Source organism: Paenibacillus sp. J22R67 (genome assembly GCF_059692175.1).
Genome location: NZ_JCAUAX010000010.1, coordinates 25,097 through 42,784, shown reverse-complemented (window position 1 = coordinate 42,784; position 17,688 = coordinate 25,097). Strand labels below are relative to the sequence as shown.

The 17,688-nt window shown below is 48.2% G+C and carries 14 protein-coding genes; 12 read left to right on the top strand and 2 right to left on the bottom strand.

From position 1 onward, the window contains the following. Positions 1-262 precede the first annotated feature (262 nt). The 12 genes from AC58VC_RS28875 to helD all read left to right on the top strand — a co-directional run bounded on the left by AC58VC_RS28875 (position 263) and on the right by helD (position 12,131). Positions 263-1,282 (top strand): amidase domain-containing protein, encoded by a 1,020-nt coding sequence (locus AC58VC_RS28875; RefSeq protein ID WP_497373890.1) that lies wholly within the window; start codon positions 263-265, stop codon positions 1,280-1,282. A gap of 44 nt (positions 1,283-1,326) precedes the next feature. Then, on the top strand, positions 1,327-2,472 hold the full coding sequence (locus AC58VC_RS28870) for a D-alanine--D-alanine ligase (protein ID WP_497373888.1): 1,146 nt from the start codon (positions 1,327-1,329) through the stop codon (positions 2,470-2,472). A gap of 6 nt (positions 2,473-2,478) precedes the next feature. Further along, positions 2,479-2,796: a hypothetical protein gene (locus tag AC58VC_RS28865; RefSeq protein WP_161406644.1), complete on the top strand. Its 318-nt coding sequence runs from the start codon at positions 2,479-2,481 to the stop codon at positions 2,794-2,796. Between the two features lie 330 nt (positions 2,797-3,126). Beyond that, on the top strand, positions 3,127-3,255 hold the full coding sequence (locus tag AC58VC_RS28860) for a hypothetical protein (RefSeq protein WP_497373886.1): 129 nt from the start codon (positions 3,127-3,129) through the stop codon (positions 3,253-3,255). A gap of 170 nt (positions 3,256-3,425) precedes the next feature. Further along, on the top strand, positions 3,426-3,725 hold the full coding sequence (locus tag AC58VC_RS28855) for a hypothetical protein (protein ID WP_497373884.1): 300 nt from the start codon (positions 3,426-3,428) through the stop codon (positions 3,723-3,725). 82 nt (positions 3,726-3,807) lie between these two features. Further along, entirely contained in the window at positions 3,808-4,764 is a 957-nt protein-coding gene (uvsE, locus tag AC58VC_RS28850) for a UV DNA damage repair endonuclease UvsE (protein ID WP_497373882.1), read from the top strand. Positions 4,765-4,864: 100 nt separating this feature from the next. Then, entirely contained in the window at positions 4,865-5,635 is a 771-nt protein-coding gene (fabI, locus tag AC58VC_RS28845; protein ID WP_497373880.1) for an enoyl-ACP reductase FabI, read from the top strand. A gap of 212 nt (positions 5,636-5,847) precedes the next feature. Continuing rightward, positions 5,848-6,708 carry an inositol monophosphatase family protein gene (locus AC58VC_RS28840; protein WP_497373878.1) on the top strand — a complete coding sequence of 287 codons (861 nt, stop codon included), beginning with the start codon at positions 5,848-5,850 and terminating at the stop codon, positions 6,706-6,708. 194 nt (positions 6,709-6,902) lie between these two features. Then, positions 6,903-7,880 carry a sugar kinase gene (locus AC58VC_RS28835; RefSeq protein WP_497373876.1) on the top strand — a complete coding sequence of 326 codons (978 nt, stop codon included), beginning with the start codon at positions 6,903-6,905 and terminating at the stop codon, positions 7,878-7,880. Positions 7,881-7,912: 32 nt separating this feature from the next. After that, the gene (locus AC58VC_RS28830) at positions 7,913-8,575 is read left to right on the top strand and encodes a bifunctional 2-keto-4-hydroxyglutarate aldolase/2-keto-3-deoxy-6-phosphogluconate aldolase (RefSeq protein ID WP_497374320.1); all 663 of its coding nucleotides are present in this window, start codon (positions 7,913-7,915) and stop codon (positions 8,573-8,575) included. Positions 8,576-8,579: 4 nt separating this feature from the next. Beyond that, positions 8,580-9,464, top strand: a complete 885-nt coding sequence (locus tag AC58VC_RS28825) for a DinB family protein (protein ID WP_497373874.1) — start codon at positions 8,580-8,582, stop codon at positions 9,462-9,464. 249 nt (positions 9,465-9,713) lie between these two features. Then, on the top strand, positions 9,714-12,131 hold the full coding sequence (gene helD, locus AC58VC_RS28820; RefSeq protein ID WP_497373872.1) for an RNA polymerase recycling motor HelD: 2,418 nt from the start codon (positions 9,714-9,716) through the stop codon (positions 12,129-12,131). A gap of 286 nt (positions 12,132-12,417) precedes the next feature. On the opposite strand, the gene AC58VC_RS28815 is transcribed toward helD, so the two are convergent. Then, the gene (locus tag AC58VC_RS28815) at positions 12,418-12,543 is read right to left on the bottom strand and encodes a DUF6254 family protein (protein ID WP_235959360.1); all 126 of its coding nucleotides are present in this window, start codon (positions 12,541-12,543) and stop codon (positions 12,418-12,420) included. A gap of 150 nt (positions 12,544-12,693) precedes the next feature. Then, entirely contained in the window at positions 12,694-17,244 is a 4,551-nt protein-coding gene (locus tag AC58VC_RS28810; protein ID WP_497373870.1) for a glutamate synthase-related protein, read from the bottom strand. Positions 17,245-17,688: the final 444 nt, after the last annotated feature.

Here is a 17,688-nt window from a genome sequence, read left to right as displayed (position 1 = left end):
TTGGTTTCATCTAGTGAAACTCAATTTCATTAATCCCCTAACTCAAGTATAGCGTTTCGGTGTGTATGAGTAAAGATTTATTTCAATCATTTTTACCATGCAAATGTCATATATTGAATCAATTCAAAGCAAATCGGGCTCGTCCTATGATGACTGTTATTTTGCCGCAAAAATGTACTTTCCATAAATAAAAGTTTCAAACAGAGCAAGCCACAGCGCACGCAACATTCCTAGCAAAAACTTTATTAGGAGGGTAACCCCGATGTCCTGGAAAACAGCGCTCTACAATTACGTCCATGCGAAAAATCAGACAGAGCTCGAAGGCTCTGCAGCACCTTTGGAAGCTTATTTGTCAGACAGCGCCTATGTACGTAAACAGGAGGTCAGGGTTCGCAGACTCTTGGAAAGTTTTCGCGATCGCGATGCCAAGCTTATGCGAGGGGAAACGAAGCTGCGCCTTACTGGCGTTAGAGAATCCGCGCATGGTGTTATTGCGGATATCGTGTTGCATCGGTTTATCCAGTACCGAATTGGTTCAATCGACCATTTGGAGGAGCGTATTGAGTCGGAACGAGTCATCATTGACAGTGCAGCGAATCGCTGGCTAGTCAGAAGCACAGAGTCCCTACAGGGAGAACAATCGCTTCCGAACAAGCCGCGGAGCGTCTTTTTCTCTGAGCAGGCGGAATTTGTGGATGGCCTTCGCCGAGCACCGTCACTCCCGTATATCAACCATAGTATACTCAACAGCGGAGCCCCGGAATTCGTTCCTCGTAAAATCATTTATAATCGTGACAAAGCCGTCCAATATGCGGAAACGTGGTGGCAGACACCGAACCCGAAATACGAGGAATTTGAAGTAGATTGCACGAACTTTGTATCGCAATGCCTCTTTGCAGGCGGGGCTCCAATGGACTATACTGGGAAAAGGGATTTGGGCTGGTGGTACGCTGGCAAAAGAGGCAACCAAGAGTTGTGGAGCTTCAGTTGGGCGGTTGCCAATAGCTTGCAATCTTTTTTGGCGCATAGCCGCAAAGGGCTGCACGGTCATGAGGTTCATGATCCGCGCGAACTTCAGCCTGGCGACACGATTTGCTATGACTGGGACGGCGATGGCCGTTATCAGCACAACGTTGTTGTGATTGGCAAAGATGCTAATGGCATGCCACTGGTTAATGCACACACGTATAATAGCCGCAATCGCTATTGGGCTTATAAAGATTCACCGGCATGGACGGAGCGGACCAAATATTTCTTCGTTCGGGTGGCAGATGAAATGTGAACGTAATATTTTGAAGGAATAGAACGACTAGACGGAGGTACGCAATGAGCGGCAAAATAAGAGTTGGACTAATTTATGGGGGGAAATCAGGAGAGCATGACGTATCTTTGCAAACCGCAATGGCCGTTATGAAAGCCGTAGACTTCACCAAATATGAAGTGGTACCGTTTTACATCTCCAAAAAAGGAGAGTGGAAAAGCGGCGCGCCTCTCTTGGCACCCGTTGCATCGAAAGAGGTATTGACCTTCAGCAGCGGAGATTCCGCGAATGCACCTGTTTCTAATGCCTTAGCCCCTATTTTCGGAGCTGTTCACGCGAAGGGCGATGTAGCTATCGCTGCTGCCGCGGGGGCTGGAACGAAGGACACAAGCCTAGATGTTATTTTCCCGCTGTTACACGGTACGTTTGGTGAGGATGGGACGGTTCAAGGCTTATTGGAAATGGCGAATATCCCTTACGTTGGAGCAGGCGTGCTTGCCTCCGCAGTTGGTATGGATAAAGTCATGATGAAGAAAATATTTGCGCAAGAGGGACTTCCGCAATGTATTTTCCGCCACTTCACTCGGACGGAATGGGAGAAGAATCGCGCATATCACCTCATTGAGCTTGAAACGGCGATTGGTTATCCATGCTTCGTGAAACCCGCTAATTTAGGCTCAAGCGTCGGTATTTCCAAAGCGAGAAATCAAGATGAACTTATTCAAGCGGTTAATTTCGCTTTCCAATATGACCGTAAAGTCATTATTGAAGAAAATATTGATGCCCGCGAGATTGAAGTTGCTGTTCTTGGGAATGATGAACCTCAAGCATCGGTCGTAGGCGAAGTTGTATCTTCGAATGAATTTTACGACTACAAAGCCAAATATATAGACGGCAAATCCGCTATGGTGATTCCGGCAGATATTCCGGCTGAAACAGCGGAGCAAGTTAGACAGCTTGCGGTTCAAGCCTTCATGGCTGTTGATGGCAGCGGCTTATCCCGTGTTGACTTTTTCCTAGGCAAAACTGATCAGAAGATCTATATCAACGAAATCAATACGATGCCTGGCTTCACGCCTTACAGCATGTATCCGCTGCTGTGGCAGGAATCCGGCAAACCTTATACAGAATTGCTGGATGATCTCATTCGTCTAGCAGTTGAGCGGCATACAGCGAAGCAAAGTATCCAATATTCTTTTGATGTGGAGTAGATGCCAATGGGATTCCAATCGGAGTTTAATTCAGTTTGTAAGTTCAAGTCCGCGCAGGAGCTCTTCGAGCTTCTAGAGTATGGCCGCGGCAAAATGGTGAAAAGCGGCTTCCGCGTGTTCCCGACAGGGCAGAAAGTTATTGCCTACACCCCTGAGAATCAAGCGATCGCGATCGTCAAAATCCTTGCTTCCATCGCGGAAATCAACTTTCAAGGTGAAGAAGTGACACAAGTGGAGATGGAACTCGTTCGTCGTTTGACGGAGGAAGAGGCGCAGGTACAGACGAAACTTGCTTATGAGATGTTTTTTGGTGAGCAAGCTTAGTTAGCAGCGGAGTGTACAGAAAGAGGAAGAAGAGGGAGACATCGTCCGTGAGGACGGTGTCTTTTTTGGTTTGGGGCTCCTCCGCTCATTTTGTGGAGCGATGGTGTGATTTGTTGTACTTTGTGCAACATGAAAGCGGTTTATTGCTTGCAATCGCGTGCTTCGTTGCACAAAGTACAATCATCTTGGCGCTGTGGCTCGAAAACAGCAGTTTGCAGACCATAATGTTGTACTAAGTACATTGTAGGGAGTGTGGAGGGCTAATTGCGGTCATAATGTTGCACAAAGTGCAACGTAGTGGGTGGTACAGGATTTCCGGGAAAGATAATCATGTTTTACATCGTTAAAGCAGGCAGTTGGTGCGTTTTGCATACGTTAGCGATGAAAAACATCACTATGGAGGCGGGATCGGTGGTTTCGAGCGATTCTATGAAAGATAAGCGTGTTTTACATCGTTAAAGCAGGCAGTTGGTGCGTTTTGCATACGTTAGCGATGGAAAACATCACTATGGCGAAAGAAACCCTCCGAGAGGTGTCCCCCCCCCAGCTAAAGGTACTATAAGAAATTAGTACTTATTCGCCTTTCCAACCGGAGCTACAATTAATTGAGCAGACTCCACAGCAAAGGGATGAATAGGATGAAATTTACCGCCTACTGGCTTTTTAATATCGTACTCGGTATACCGACGCCGTATGTGCTTATTTATATGATTTTCGGCTTTTACGGTTTCATGGCCCCTTCTTCAACTGAACAAAAGTACATGGCAGCTGGGGCATTGCTCCTGTATCTCCTCGTATGGTTGTTTGGTAATTTACTAACTTTGCGCAAAGAAGACCGCGCCACTAAGTTCGGTATGCTTGCTTTAAGCCCTTTACCTATTGCGATAACTGCTTTTTGTGGTTTTAAAATCATTGCTGCGTTATCCTAGTCGGTTTAGTGAATGTGACAGCTGGAAAAAGGGTAACCTAACACAGGATTTTGACCTGAACTTTCTTGGGGGTTACATGTGCATGATTATTCGCTTGGGGTATGTGGCGATGTCGGCGGTTGTCAAAAATGCCTCGCCATCCAAAACAATGACAGTCACGAGCTTCAGCAAGCTTCTGGACCAGGAAGCTGCCATCCGGAAGCTGGAACGCTTGGGTGCGGAAAACTTGCATAATACATTGAGATTGCTACGGCATAACCGGGCTCATGATATCATGGTGTTCCGCTTCTCCTCTAGATTCATCCCTCTTATCGGGCATGAAATGTTAGGGGACTGGGACCCCATTCCAACGCTTTCAGCGGAATTCGAGGAGCTAGGGGCTTATGCCAAGCAGGCGGGGATGCGCGTAAGCTTTCATCCAGACCACTTCACAGTCCTAAGCACTCCCAAAGATGATGTACTGCAGAAGTCCATTCAGGATTTGGAACGGCATAACGCGATGCTGAATGCGATGGGACTTGGCGAGGAGGCTATGTGCAACATCCATGTAGGCGGTTCATATGGGGATAAGAAGAAGGCCGCAAAGCGATTTATCCAAAACTTTTCCACGCTGCGCCCTGAAATCCAAAAGCGGATTACGTTAGAGAACGACGATAAAACTTTCAATGCGCTAGAGACGCTGGAAATTGCTGAAACAGTAGGTGTTCCCATGGTTCTGGATGTTCATCATCATGCAGTGAACAACGAGGGAGAAGATGCCGCCGAGCTGTGGCCGCGAATTCAACAAACCTGGACAAACGAACTCCCACCGAAGATTCACGTTTCAAGCCCCAAAAGCGAGACGGATCCTCGAAGCCACGCCGATTATGTGGAGGTAGGGCCACTTCTAACTTTTCTTCGTGCGATTGCCCCTATTACCCCAAGGCTCGATATCATGATTGAAGCGAAGATGAAGGATGAGGCGCTATTTCGTCTTATGGAGGATTTTAAGCTCCAGGAAGGAATCGTTATCCTGGGTCAAGCCTCGATTGAGCTATAATGGCTCAGATTTATTTCTTGAATTGTTTGGCAAAATGGGGTACTTTGGAGAATGGGTATGAATGACGCATAATCCAATGTTGAGAGGGGTTTTTCCGGCCATGAGTCAACTGTTAACAGGAAAAAATATACTTGTCATGGGTGTTGCCAATGATCGCAGCATCGCATGGGCTATTGCTCAATCTTTAGCAGCACAAGGAGCAAATCTAGTCTTTACGTACGAAAATGAGCGTGTTGAGGAACGCGTGCGCAAGCTTGCTGACACAATTCCAGGTTCAACGCTTATGCCTTGTAACGTAACGGTAGACGCTGAAATTGATACGTTAGCTGATACGCTTAAAGCAAAATTCGGTGTCGTGCATGGCCTTGTACATAGTATTGCTTTTGCAAGAACGGAAGAATTGGACGGACTGTTCGTTGACACATCGCGTGACGGCTTTGCCTTAGCGCATGACATCAGCGCTTACTCCCTTGTTGCCGTTTCCAAACGGATTTACCCGCTAATGACAGAAGGCGGCAGCATTATGACAATGACCTACCTCGGCGCCGAGCGCGCAATGAAAAACTACAACGTCATGGGCGTTGCCAAAGCTGCATTGGAAGCTTCTGTGCGCTATCTGGCGGCTGATCTCGGCCAATTCGGCATTCGTGTGAACGGTATTTCCGCTGGTCCGATCCGTACCTTGGCTGCCAAAGGCATCAAAGATTTCAACTCGATCCTGCGTCAAGTAGAAGAGAAAGCTCCGCTGCGCAAAACAACGGAAACAGCAGAAGTTGGCGATACCGCGATGTTCTTGATGAGCGACCTGTCCCGCGGCATTACAGGTGAAGTAATTTATGTTGACGGTGGTTACCATATCGTTGGAATTTAAGCTATTTTAATGTCTTATGACTTTCAGAAAACCGTATTGCCTACGCGGCAGTATGGTTTTTTATTTGTAAATATCTGAAAATCTTCTTTTTTTATTAATAAATGTATAAATGTACGAATATTTTGGGATGAAACGCACTAGTATTTAAAACGTATAATTTACTATACTTAACTTACTTCTAAATCTAAATAAAAAAGAAAGAGTTGATATAAGTGGTAAATGGTGGGGCGGAGCCGTTCGTCATCGGCAGTAAGAGTTTTACGGCAGTGGCTATCAATACGGCAGCCAAAGCTGGGCAATGGATCAAGAGCAAAATGGGCGAAATCAGCCGTGTTGATACGAAATTTTCTCCGCAGGACCTGGTGACCGAAGTGGACAAAGGCTCGGAAAAGCTTATTCGCAACTTGATCATGACGCATTTCCCGGATCACTCCATTCTCGGTGAAGAAGGGGTAGAACCTGGTCCGGAAGCATCGGCCAAAGCGCTTCAAGCCATGAGCGAAGAAGAATACTTATGGATCGTGGATCCCATTGATGGAACTACGAACTTTGTTCACGGTTTCCCGTTCTTCTCTGTTTCAATTGCACTCGCTCACAAGGGCGAGATCATCGTTGGTGTCGTTTACGACCCGTCTCGTGACGAGCTGTTCGTTGCTGAGAAGGGGAAAGGCGCTTATATGCACGGCAAGAAGACAGTCGTTTCACTGGATGGCCAGCTATCTAGCAGTCTGGTTGCAACAGGTCTTCCAGCGGATCGCAATGGAGCATTACCGATTAACCTGAAAGGTATTCAGGCGCTATCTCCCCAAGTGCGCAACCTCCGGATCGCAGGCTCAGCTGCGCTTCACTTGGCCTATGTAGCCTCAGGACGTCTGAGCGGCTTCTGGGAAATTGGTCTGAATGCTTGGGATATTGCAGCGGGCGCATTGCTTATCCAAGAGTCGGGCGGTAAGGTGACCGATACCGAAGGTAGACCTTACAATTTGGCGGTTCGCAACATACTGGCCACCAACGGCGAGATCCATGATGAACTTAAGCAAGAATTGATTAAAGCCGAAGCTACCGGATTTTAGCTGTCATATAGGAAGGATGAAACCTGAGACATAAGTCTGAGGTTTTTTCTCCTTTTTGGAGGATTCGCCTACTAGGGGAAGGGAAGATTCTAATCTTACTATCTGGTACAAATGGTCGTTATACACTATAATATGAGATATATGTATTATTTAAACGTTTCAACTAACGATCAGAAAATGGATGGAGAACTCATATGACGACGAATACGCAATCGCAATCGGTTACTGGACCTGACATTATTACCTTTGGCGAAACGATGGCGCTGCTGATGCCTTCTAACGGGAAGGGACTGGAGTACTCGTCTGAGCTGCACAGCTTGTTTGGCGGTGCGGAAAGCAACGTGGCTATCGGGATATCCCGCCTTGGAGGCAAAGTAGGCTGGTTTGGACGTTTAGGCAAAGACCCGATGGGCCGTCTAATTTACAAAAAAATCCGCGGAGAAGGTGTCGATGTTTCCCGTGCTGAACTGACAGCAGAAGCTCCGACAGGCCTTATGATGCGCGAAATGATCATGGGCAAAACCTCCGTGTACTACTATCGCAAAAACTCAGCAGCAAGCCAGATGAGCGTTAAGCATTTGGACGAAGGTTATATTGCCGGGGCAAAAATCCTTCATATCACTGGCATTACTCCGGCGCTTAGCGAGTCTTGCAAAGAGGCTGCGTTTGAAGCGGTTCGTTTGGCACGCAAACATGGCGTTAAAGTTAGTTTCGATCCTAACCTGCGATTGAAACTTTGGGGAATAGAGGAAGCGCGCCCTGTGCTTCTTGAGTTTGCTAAGCTGGCGGATATTTTCCTGCCGGGCCTTGATGAGCTAAAGCTGCTCTACCAGACGGATGACTGGGATGTCATCGTGAGCAAGCTGCGTGAATTGTCCGCTGTTTCCATCGTCAAAGGCGGGGAGAACGAAACCTATGTCGTAACACAAGATTCAATCACAGCGGTTCCTTATTTTAAAGCAGAGCAAGTGGTGGATACGGTTGGCGCAGGTGATGGTTTTTGTGCGGGATTTTTGGTAGGCTTATCCAAAGAGTACGACTATGCAGAAGCTGTGCGTATCGGTAATCTGGTAGGCTCCTTGATTGTTCAAACCGAGGGAGATTGGGAAGGCGCTCCAACTTGGGAGCAAGTAGACGCCATTCTTAACGATGTTAAACATATAGAACGCTAATTTCATGCTTGCATAAGAAGGGGAAGATTCCATTGAAGAAATTGAAACTTGTTCAGCAAATATCAAGTGAAGGCGTCGTTGCCGTACTGCGTGGAGAGACGCCGGAAGAAGTCGTTGAAATGGCGGATCAAGCCATTGCAGGCGGCATTAAAGTCATCGAAGTCACGATGACAGTGCCATTTGCGCTGCGCGCAATCGAGGAGCTGGCGAAGCGCTACTCGAGCCAGGCGCAGGACGCTTCCAAGTACGCGATTATCGGGGTGGGCACAGCCCTAGACCCGGAGACAGCGCGTGCAGCGATCCTGAGCGGGGCCGAGTTCGTAGTCGGCCCGTCGCTTAACCCGAACACGGTTGCCCTCTGCAACCGTTACCGCGTGCCCGTCATGCCTGGCTGCATGACGATTCAAGAGATTCAGACGGCGCTGGAGCTTGGCGTCGATATCGTGAAGCTCTTCCCCGGCAATCTCTACTCGCCGGCGATGATTAAGGCCATTAAAGGTCCGCTGCCACAGGCGAACATTATGCCAACCGGCGGGGTATCACTGAGCAACCTCGGTGAATGGATTGAGGCCGGCGCCGTTGCTGTCGGCATTGGTTCGGATTTGACCAGCGAAGCGGTCAAAACAGGCAACTACAGCCTAGTTGCCAAGCGAGCTGCGCAATATATTGAGGCCTATCGAGCGGCCAAGAAGTAGAGCGATGGAACATAACGGGGCGAAGCTGCTATTGCAGGTAGATGATCTTCAGGCATCGATTGCCTTTTATACGAAACAACTGGGCTGGGAGTTGCTCGAAAGAGCCGCTTCCGGTCCTGTTGCATTGCTGCGAATCACGACAGACTATGAGGCCGTGTTGATACAGCAAAAAGAACCGTATGCTCAGCTAGTAACGGAAGAGCAAACGGAATTATTAGCAGGCTGGCTGCTGAGCAAACACGCCTCGCCAAAAAAGGGAGATCTCATCTACGTTGGCGTAGCTTCAGTGAATGATGTGGAGCTTAACCTGCAAGCCAGAGACTGTAAGGAACTGCGAAAAGAAGAGGATCTAGGCCATATTCGTAAGCTATTTGTGCATGACATCGATCGATATACGTTTGTGTACTGGGAAGAGTTACCGGCCACAAATACTGAGATTGTAGAGATGTATGCAGCGGGTGCTGGCGAATTAGAGAGCGCAATAGCGGGATTGACGGAGGAGCAGCTTAGTCTAGCGCAAGCTCCCGGCAAATGGTCCATTCGCGAGCAAATCTTGCATCTGATCGACTTAGAGCTGGTTACGCTGCACAAGGTGAAATTCGCGTTGGCAGAACCGGGACGCACCTATCAAGGTAACAGCTTTTCACAGGATGATTGGAGCGCTGGACTGGATTATCGGAATCGGCCGATTCACGCAGAAGTACAGCTGTTCAGGGCTATGAGGCAGCATATTCTTGGACTATGCGAGCATTTGCCTAATGCGCTTGAGAGAACCGTCACCACGATGAACCGTGAAGAGTCCGTGGTGCAATTGCTTAAAATGATGGCAGGCCATGCAAAACATCATATCCGCGCTGTGAATCAAATTCGTGAGCAGCATGGCTGCTGAGATTTCAGGAGTCAGAGGCTAGCAGATGTCGTGAAAAAGAATGTGTGAAAAAGAATTTATGAAAAAGAATGCCAGAAAACCCCAGGTCAAAGACCTAGGGTTTTTATTGATTTTTGGAGAGTTAATTGTTAAAATAAAGATTGATTCAAATATTTTCAATTATTAAACATTTTTATCCCAATTTAATTATAGCACCAAAACAACCCCTATGTCAAATCGTAATAAAATGGTAAGAAAAGAGGCGTTGGAATGAGTCTAACAGATCAAGCAAAGGCAGCAGAAAAGCAAAGAGTGCAGGAAGTTACAGAGCAGATAGCCGCCAAAATCACGGAACTGGAGGAGCAGGTTGGCCTGGTTCAATCGGATGTTGTCGAGATTCGTAAGCATTATTGGGACGAAGTCACGATGGATATGAGTACGGCAGAAGATGCGGTAGAATCCATCGCGAGCATGAGACAGCAATCAGAAGTGCTATCTGAGCGGGAACGAACGCATCGCCAGGCAGCCCAAACATTAAGCAAGCTGAGAAGGCTCGTCCATTCGCCTTATTTTGGCCGAATCGATTTCATTGAACGCGGTGAGCACGAAGAAGAGGCTGTGTATCTGGGTATTTCATCTTTTCTGGATGAGGAAGCCGGTCAGTATCTGATCTATGATTGGCGTGCTCCAATCTCCAGCCTCTATTACGATTTTGCACCAGGAGAAGTGCAGTTTACTACACCGAATGGCACGGTAGAGGGTCAAATGGTTTTGAAGCGCCAATTTGTCATTCGTGACCGTCAGATTCATCTTATGTTCGATACCGGTGTAACCATCGGTGATGAACTGCTGAAGCAAGTGCTCAGCCGGAGCTCGGATGCACAAATGAAGACGATCGTAGCGACCATTCAAAAAGAGCAAAACCGTATCATCCGCAACGACAGCGCCCATATGCTGATCGTGCAGGGGGCCGCGGGCAGCGGTAAAACGTCAGCTGCGTTGCAGAGAGTTGCTTACCTCCTATATAAGCACCGAGATAAGCTGAGTTCGGATCAGATGGTTTTGTTTTCGCCCAATCCACTGTTTAATCATTACGTGTCCACTGTGCTGCCAGAGCTAGGTGAAGAAAATATGCAGCAAACAACCTATCAAGCTTATTTGGAGCATCGATTGGGCTACATGTTTGAGGTAGAGGACTCTTTTACACAATTGGAATATGTATTGACGAGGGGTGGCCTCGACGATGTGTCTGAGAGAACACTAGGGATGGAAGAAGCCTATGAAGCGCGTTTGAGCGGAATTTATTATAAATCTTCGACTGCTTTTCTTGCTGTTATAGAGGCTTATAAGAAGCAACTTGAGCAAGTGGGGATGTTATTTAACCCTATTAAGTTTCGTGACAAAGAGGTACTTAGCGCGGCTCGTTTGGTGGAGCGTTTTTACAGCTATGATACCGCGATTCGGCTTCCTAACCGCTTGGAGCTTATGAAAGAATGGATAGTAGAGCAGCTGGAGCTTTTTGCAAAGCTTGAGATCGAGGAAGCTTGGGTCGATGAAGAGATCGAACTTCTCAGCAGTGAAGAGTACCATCGTGCCTACATCAAGCTGCGCAAAATGGAAGAGGGACTTGATTCTTCTTTCGATGATTATGAGCAAGAAAGGCATATGCTCGCTCGGACCGTCATGAAAGAGCATTTAAAGTCTATTCGAAGCGCGGTGAAACAGCTTAAATTCGTTGATATGACGGGTCTTTACGGACAGTTGTTTGAAAAGAGAGAGGGGACAGCCGCGGATGAAAGAGAGCTGATAGCAGAGAAACCTCGCTATTGGTCCGAAATCTGCGGGCGGACGCTGGAGGAGCTGGCGCAGGCCAGGCTGCCGTACGAGGACGCTACGCCGTTCCTGTATTTGCAGGAAGCTGTCTGCGGCTTCCAAACGAACGGTGCCGTGCGCCACGTCATTATCGACGAAGCGCAGGATTATTCTCCGTTTCAGCTGGCTTACCTGAAACGGCTCTTCCCGCGCTGCCGCATGACAGCGCTCGGCGATCTGAGCCAGGCGATCTATTCCCACGCTTCCGCGTACAGCGAAATCGATCCGATCGCCGCTCTGTACGGGCCAGAACAAACGGAAGTCATCCGTTTGTTCCGCAGCTATCGCTCCACGCGCGAGATCGTGGAGTTCACCCGCGGCATCGTGCCTGGCGGCGATGCCATAGAGCCCTTCACCCGCGCCGGCAGCAAGCCGCGGGTGATCCAGACCAGCGATCGCGGATCGCTGCATAGCCAGCAGGCAGCCGAAGTAGCGCGGCTGCTGGATGAAGGCTATGCCTCCATCGCGATCATTACCAAAACCGCGAGCGAGGCTGAGCTCGCGCATCAAGCCCTTGAGCCCCTGCTGCAGGTGCCGCTGGGGCGTGTCACCAAACACAGCCCGACCTTCGAGTCGGGTGTGCTCGTCATCCCTTCGTATCTGGCGAAGGGGGTCGAATTCGATGCCGTACTCATTTATGATGGTTCCCATCATCTGTACGGCCATGAGAATGAGCGCAAGCTGTTTTACACGGCTTGCACGCGAGCTATGCACGAATTGTACATCTTCGCGCTAGGAGACCCGTGTCATTTCATCACGAGTCAGCCGCAGGATACTTATGTGCTTACGGACAGCGCCAAGGATGTGTTTAGTTAGGATGAAAGGTACTATCGGCACTATCCCCAAGAGTCAGGAGATTTTTGGTGATTCAACTGGATTGAATGTGATTGAATGGAATAGTGTCGGTGAACGGTATCCAGAGTGACTCCCTGAGTGGAAGGGATAGTGTCAATAGTGAATGTCAAGCTGCATGCTGAGTGAAAGGGATAGTGCCAATAGCCTCGCGTAACTCAAAGAACCCGGCGGCCGCGTATCCTAGGATGCGCGATCACCGGGTTGCTTTGAGTTGGTCCCTCTTTTGGACGTTGGAGGGGGCTTTAAGTTACTTGTTACGTCCCGCGTCGTACTCACTGGCGAATTCGGCCAGAGACTTCACCTTACCATGTGGATGTCTAGCTTGTTTGCGGCTTTTCCATGCTGCTTCTTCGCGGCGTTTCGATTGGCTCATAGCAAAAAACCTCCTATGGTATGCGGATGGGTGTTGCCCTAATAACGTGTGATTTGTGCGGCTCTTTTATGCAGAGCCTTCGTGGTTTTCTCGCCACGGTATAAAAAAAGCTCCACAAGACCTTAAGGGTCCTGTGGAGCTTTCATTTATCTATTCCGTAGCAACGGATTGGTCAGCTTGCATGTTGACCGGGGAGATACGGATGAAGTTAGTTTCAAGATTGCTTAGCAAACCGTCGATTTTGACTGCAGCATCCGTTTGACCGGAGTTAGCAAGCTCTGTGCGGTAAGCTGTGAGCAACTCAGTAAGATCTTTGATACTTTGTACGCCGATTGTCTCAATTTTAACTTTTGCGCCTTTGGCAATACGACGTTCGATAGCTGCTTGGTCTAGACCCATTTCTGGTACAAGACGTTGGTAGATAACTCCACCTGTCATACCTGCACAAATCCATGGACCAGGATCGCCCATAACAACGGCACGGCCGTTTGTCATGTATTCGAACGCAAAGCCTTTGAGGTTCGCACGTGCAGCAAGACCGCCGAGCTCATCTCGTAGAGGCGTCGTAATTTCGCCGCCGAATACGACGTCTGCACCGGAGAAACGGATACAAGCACGTGTATCTGCGCTGCCTTGAATCAAGAACAAGCCTTTTTGTGCGCCGTAACCAAACGATTTACCAACGCTACCATTGATGAATGTGTTGTTCTTGCCAAGTGACTTCACGATGGCCACTTTACCACCGAACGCCATTTTACCAAGACCATCTTCGGCACCACCTTGAACGGTAATGTCAACGCCGCGAGCATTGAACGCACCTAAGCCGTTACCTGGAACAGATCCGTCAACGAGGTTCAGAGCGATAGCTGGCAGTTCATCGTAGCTGCCGTCGAAACGGTCTCTAACGCGATGGCTGGAGTAACGAGTTCCGAGAATACGTGACTCTGCATCCACTTTGGACCAGTTGCGAACGATTGGAGCGTCAAACGCCAAGGATTCAGGGAAGAATTCCAGACCTTCTGCACCAGCCGCGATACGGATATCAGAGGATACTGCTGCTTCTTCCATAGCTCTCTCAGCATCAGAAACGAACTGAAGCGGAGCAGGGCGAAGAATGTCAGACAGATCAATGCGATCCAAGTGGCTGATTTGCTCAAGCAGGTCAGAACGGCCTACAAGGTCTTGCAAGCTTGTGAATCCAAGGGAAGCAACAACTTCACGTACTTCTTCGCCAATACCACCGAACAAACGAACTAAGCTGTCTACAGCTACGTCAAATTGACGAGGGACGAAACGGCGAAGACCTTTTTCTTCCGCTTCTTCCAAGGAATCGATTTGCGTTGCGATACCAACGTGGCAAGTGTCTAAGTGACAGCCGCGGCATGTTGTACAACCGATCGATTGCATAGCGATACTACCAAAACCTGCACGGTTTGCACCGAGCATAACCATTTTAACTACGTCGGAACCTGATTTCAGACCCCCATCGGACCACAGCTCAACGCGGTGACGAAGACCTGCTTCGATCAAAGCCACGTGGGCAAGTTTCGTTCCGATTTCAGTAGGAAGACCAACGTGTGTCAAGGAGTGAATACGTGCTGCACCTGTACCGCCGTCAAAACCGGAAAGCGTAATAACGTCAGCGCCTGCTTTGGCAACACCCACCGCAATTGTACCGATACCTGGTACGACTGGGATTTTCACGATAATTTTCGCTTTGCGACCGCTAGCTTCTTTCAACTCGGAAATGATTTGAGCCAAATCCTCGATCGAATAAATATCATGGTTATTCGAAGGGGAGATCAGGTCAGAACCGATTGTTGCGTTACGAGCTGCAGCGATTTTTGCTGTAACTTTGGAGCCAGGTAAGTGACCGCCTTCACCCGGTTTAGCACCTTGACCGATTTTGATCTCAAGGAAAGCAACCGCGTTAGCTAGTTCAACGTTAACCCCGAAACGTCCGGATGCCACTTGTGCACCGCGCGTTTTTTTGTAGCGTCCGAGCATATCTTTAATTTCTCCGCCCTCGCCGTTCATGGTTACCATGTTCAGGCGTTCGCCGGCTTCAGCGTAGGCACGGAAAGCTGTTTCGTTCTGTGAACCGAAGGACATGGAGGAAATCAGCATCGGCAAGGAATGACCGCCAATGGAGATATCAACCTTCGATGGATCAAGTGCTTTGCGACCTTCTCCAAGTGCTTTCTCAACATTGAATCCAGCAATGTGGCGAATGGAGATTGGGTTCTTCTTCTCTTCTTCACGCAGTTTGTCGCGGTAGTCGCCGTAAGCAGCAGCTCCTGAAGCCGCATCGCCGAGCGCTTTCCACATACGTTGGAAGAAACGGAAGTTTTTCGCTGCTTTTGCTTTCGGATTGGTGAAATCGTTGTAACGAGCTTCAGCGTCAGCTTCGAGCTGTGCAAAGCCTGTTCCAGCTTTTTCACTACCAAGGTAGTTCACGATATCAAGCACCTCAGCCACTTCCGGGTGGAAGCCGATGGAGGAGAAGAAACGTGTATAACCGCGAAGCTCATGCGTACCGATCGTGGAGATGACTTTCTCCAGACCTTTCGTAAGAGCTGCATATACTTTACGTGCTGCTGCCGCATTGCCTTCTTTATCAGAAGCAGTTGAGAACAACAAGTAAGGTGAAATAACGTCTGCGCCAACACCACAAGCTACTGCGATATCATGCAGGTTGCGAATAGCTGCGGAACGAAGCACCAATGTAACGTGACGACGCAAGTTGTCACCGAAAGTAAGCTTTTCCGCACGAAGTGCGATATCAATTTTGGATACAACTAAGTGAGGCTCAAGCCATAAACGATCGTTTTGGTGAGCTTCTGAATCATCAAGAATAATAAGTGCAGCGCCAGCGCGAGCGGCAGCAATAGCGTCAGCGGCCAAAGCGTCCAAACCAGCGCCAAGAGAAGTTCCTCTTGCAAAAGTCGTGGAAAGCACAGCTACAGCATTGTCACCTTGTGCACGGAACAAAGCAACCAACTGCTCATAGGAAGGCTGGGACAAATGCTCTTCGCTGTCTACACCGTTCGTACCCTCAAGTACAAGCGGAGCTAGAAGCTCAAGACGCAGATTGCCATCAACCTGAGCGTAAACTGGCGTACGTGATCCTGCAATAACACGAGTCGAGAAATGCTCCATTTCGCGGTCACGGTCAATCGCCGGGTTGGTAACAACCGCAACGCTCTCTTTAATGAAGTCAGGCACGTTTTGACGTTCCCAAGCAATAGCCGCATGAGGGGAGTCGTGACCCAGGGAACGGATTGGCTCGGCGCCTGTTTCAGACATCGTTTCGATATAAGAAATACCGTCGCGATCCCAACCGAACGCACTGTACAATTGATCCGTTGCAACCATGTTCTCGTTGAGCTCGGCTTGTGTGTCAGTTTTCAAAGGATTCAGATATTTGCGAAGTCCGCTAATATTCAGACGTTTGCTTGCGCGTTCATATACAAGAGTCTGTACTTCATGGTAAGGAATGACTTGAACATGTTCACCCGGTGTCAGCACAACGCCGACTTTCTCACCTGGTGCGATAGGCTTCGGATCAGCAACCATGTCGCCAACCGTGATAACGCCTTGCTCCGAGGAGAAGTATAGGGAAGTTTCGCTCTCAACCATCCAAACAGGACGTAGACCAAGCGCATCCACGCTGAAAATACACTCGTTACCGTAACGGGAAACGATACCTGCTGGACCTTGGGCGAAGTGACCCCAAACTTGACGGTAGTAAACATACAGATCTTGAAGTTCCGGACGGAATTGTTTCATTTCATTAATAATAGGAGGGAAAACCATTTCCATGGCTTCGAAAAGCGATAATCCAAAACGGTGAATGAACGTTTCAATCGTTCTGTTCATGTCTTGGGAGTCAGATCCGCCGCTAACCAGTGGAACGCCAACCATGTCTGCTTCGAGACGAAGTTTCTTAACCGTGTTGATTTCGCCATTGTGCCCAAGCAGGGAGAATGGTTGAACGCGGAAGAAGCTGGACAGTGTGTTCGTGGAATAACGGTTGTGACCGATTGTAACTTGGGAAGCGAAAAGCGGATCACGCGTGTCGTTAAAATATTTCGGAAGAATGCTTGCTGCGCCTAACACTTTGTAAGCTGAAGTTACATTGCTTAATGTTGCAACGTGAACGTTGTAACGATCTTCAATCGCAATATGCAGCTCAAAAAGGTGATCAGCCACTTGGCCTTCTGTTTTGTTGCTGATTGCAGCGATTTGCCAGAACGTAGGCTCATCGTTTAGTCCATTAGGACCAAGAACGTTGCTATCAACTTGGTTTTCTTGCTCGAGAATGATGGACACGTCGTGGGAAGCAAATAACTCACGGATGCCATTCTGAATCTCGGTAACGGTCAGGTCAAGTTTGCGCGGAACAAAGATGTGTCCAACAGAAAAACGGTTATCGTAAGCAAGTTTGCCGTCTTGACCCGCATCTGTTAATTTCTTTTCCCAAAGAGCGCGTGGAATGTCAGTTAAAATACCGCAACCGTCGCCTTCGCCGTTAATAAATCCTGAGCGATGTTCCATTTTTACTAGGGCATCAATCGTTTTTTGGATGTTTTCACGGGTAGGATGACCGTTCTTTTCAATAATACAAATAATACCGCAGCTGTCGTGTTCGGTTCCTAGTAGATCTTGAAAACGGCCTTCATTACGCATAATTTCATTCATTGCTCAGGTCAGTCGCCTGACCGTCACCTCCCCTATATATTTAACTCCTCGTTCACTACATTTCTTGCATTTTGGCTTTCGTGAGCCCGCAACTCTTAGCATTTTCAGTGGATGACCGGAAAGTGATCAAAAACGAAATATGCGAGATTTTGAATAAAAATGCAATTTAACTGAATAGCATGCCAATTTCGAGGAAATGGCTCCCTTGAAATCAGTCAAGAATCGACCCGTCTTAAAGTAAGGCATCGTATACAAAAAACGAACGTGAATTTGTAAATCATGCCCTAACTTTCTAGGAAAATACTGCGAAAACAAGACTTTTCGTTAAAAGGGTAAAAGTAATCTTAGAATAGCACGAAAATGTGCATCCGACAATAGTTGCAGAGCGAAAACAAAAATGTAAGCGTTACCTTTTTTGTATAATGGTGAATAAAGGTAATTCTT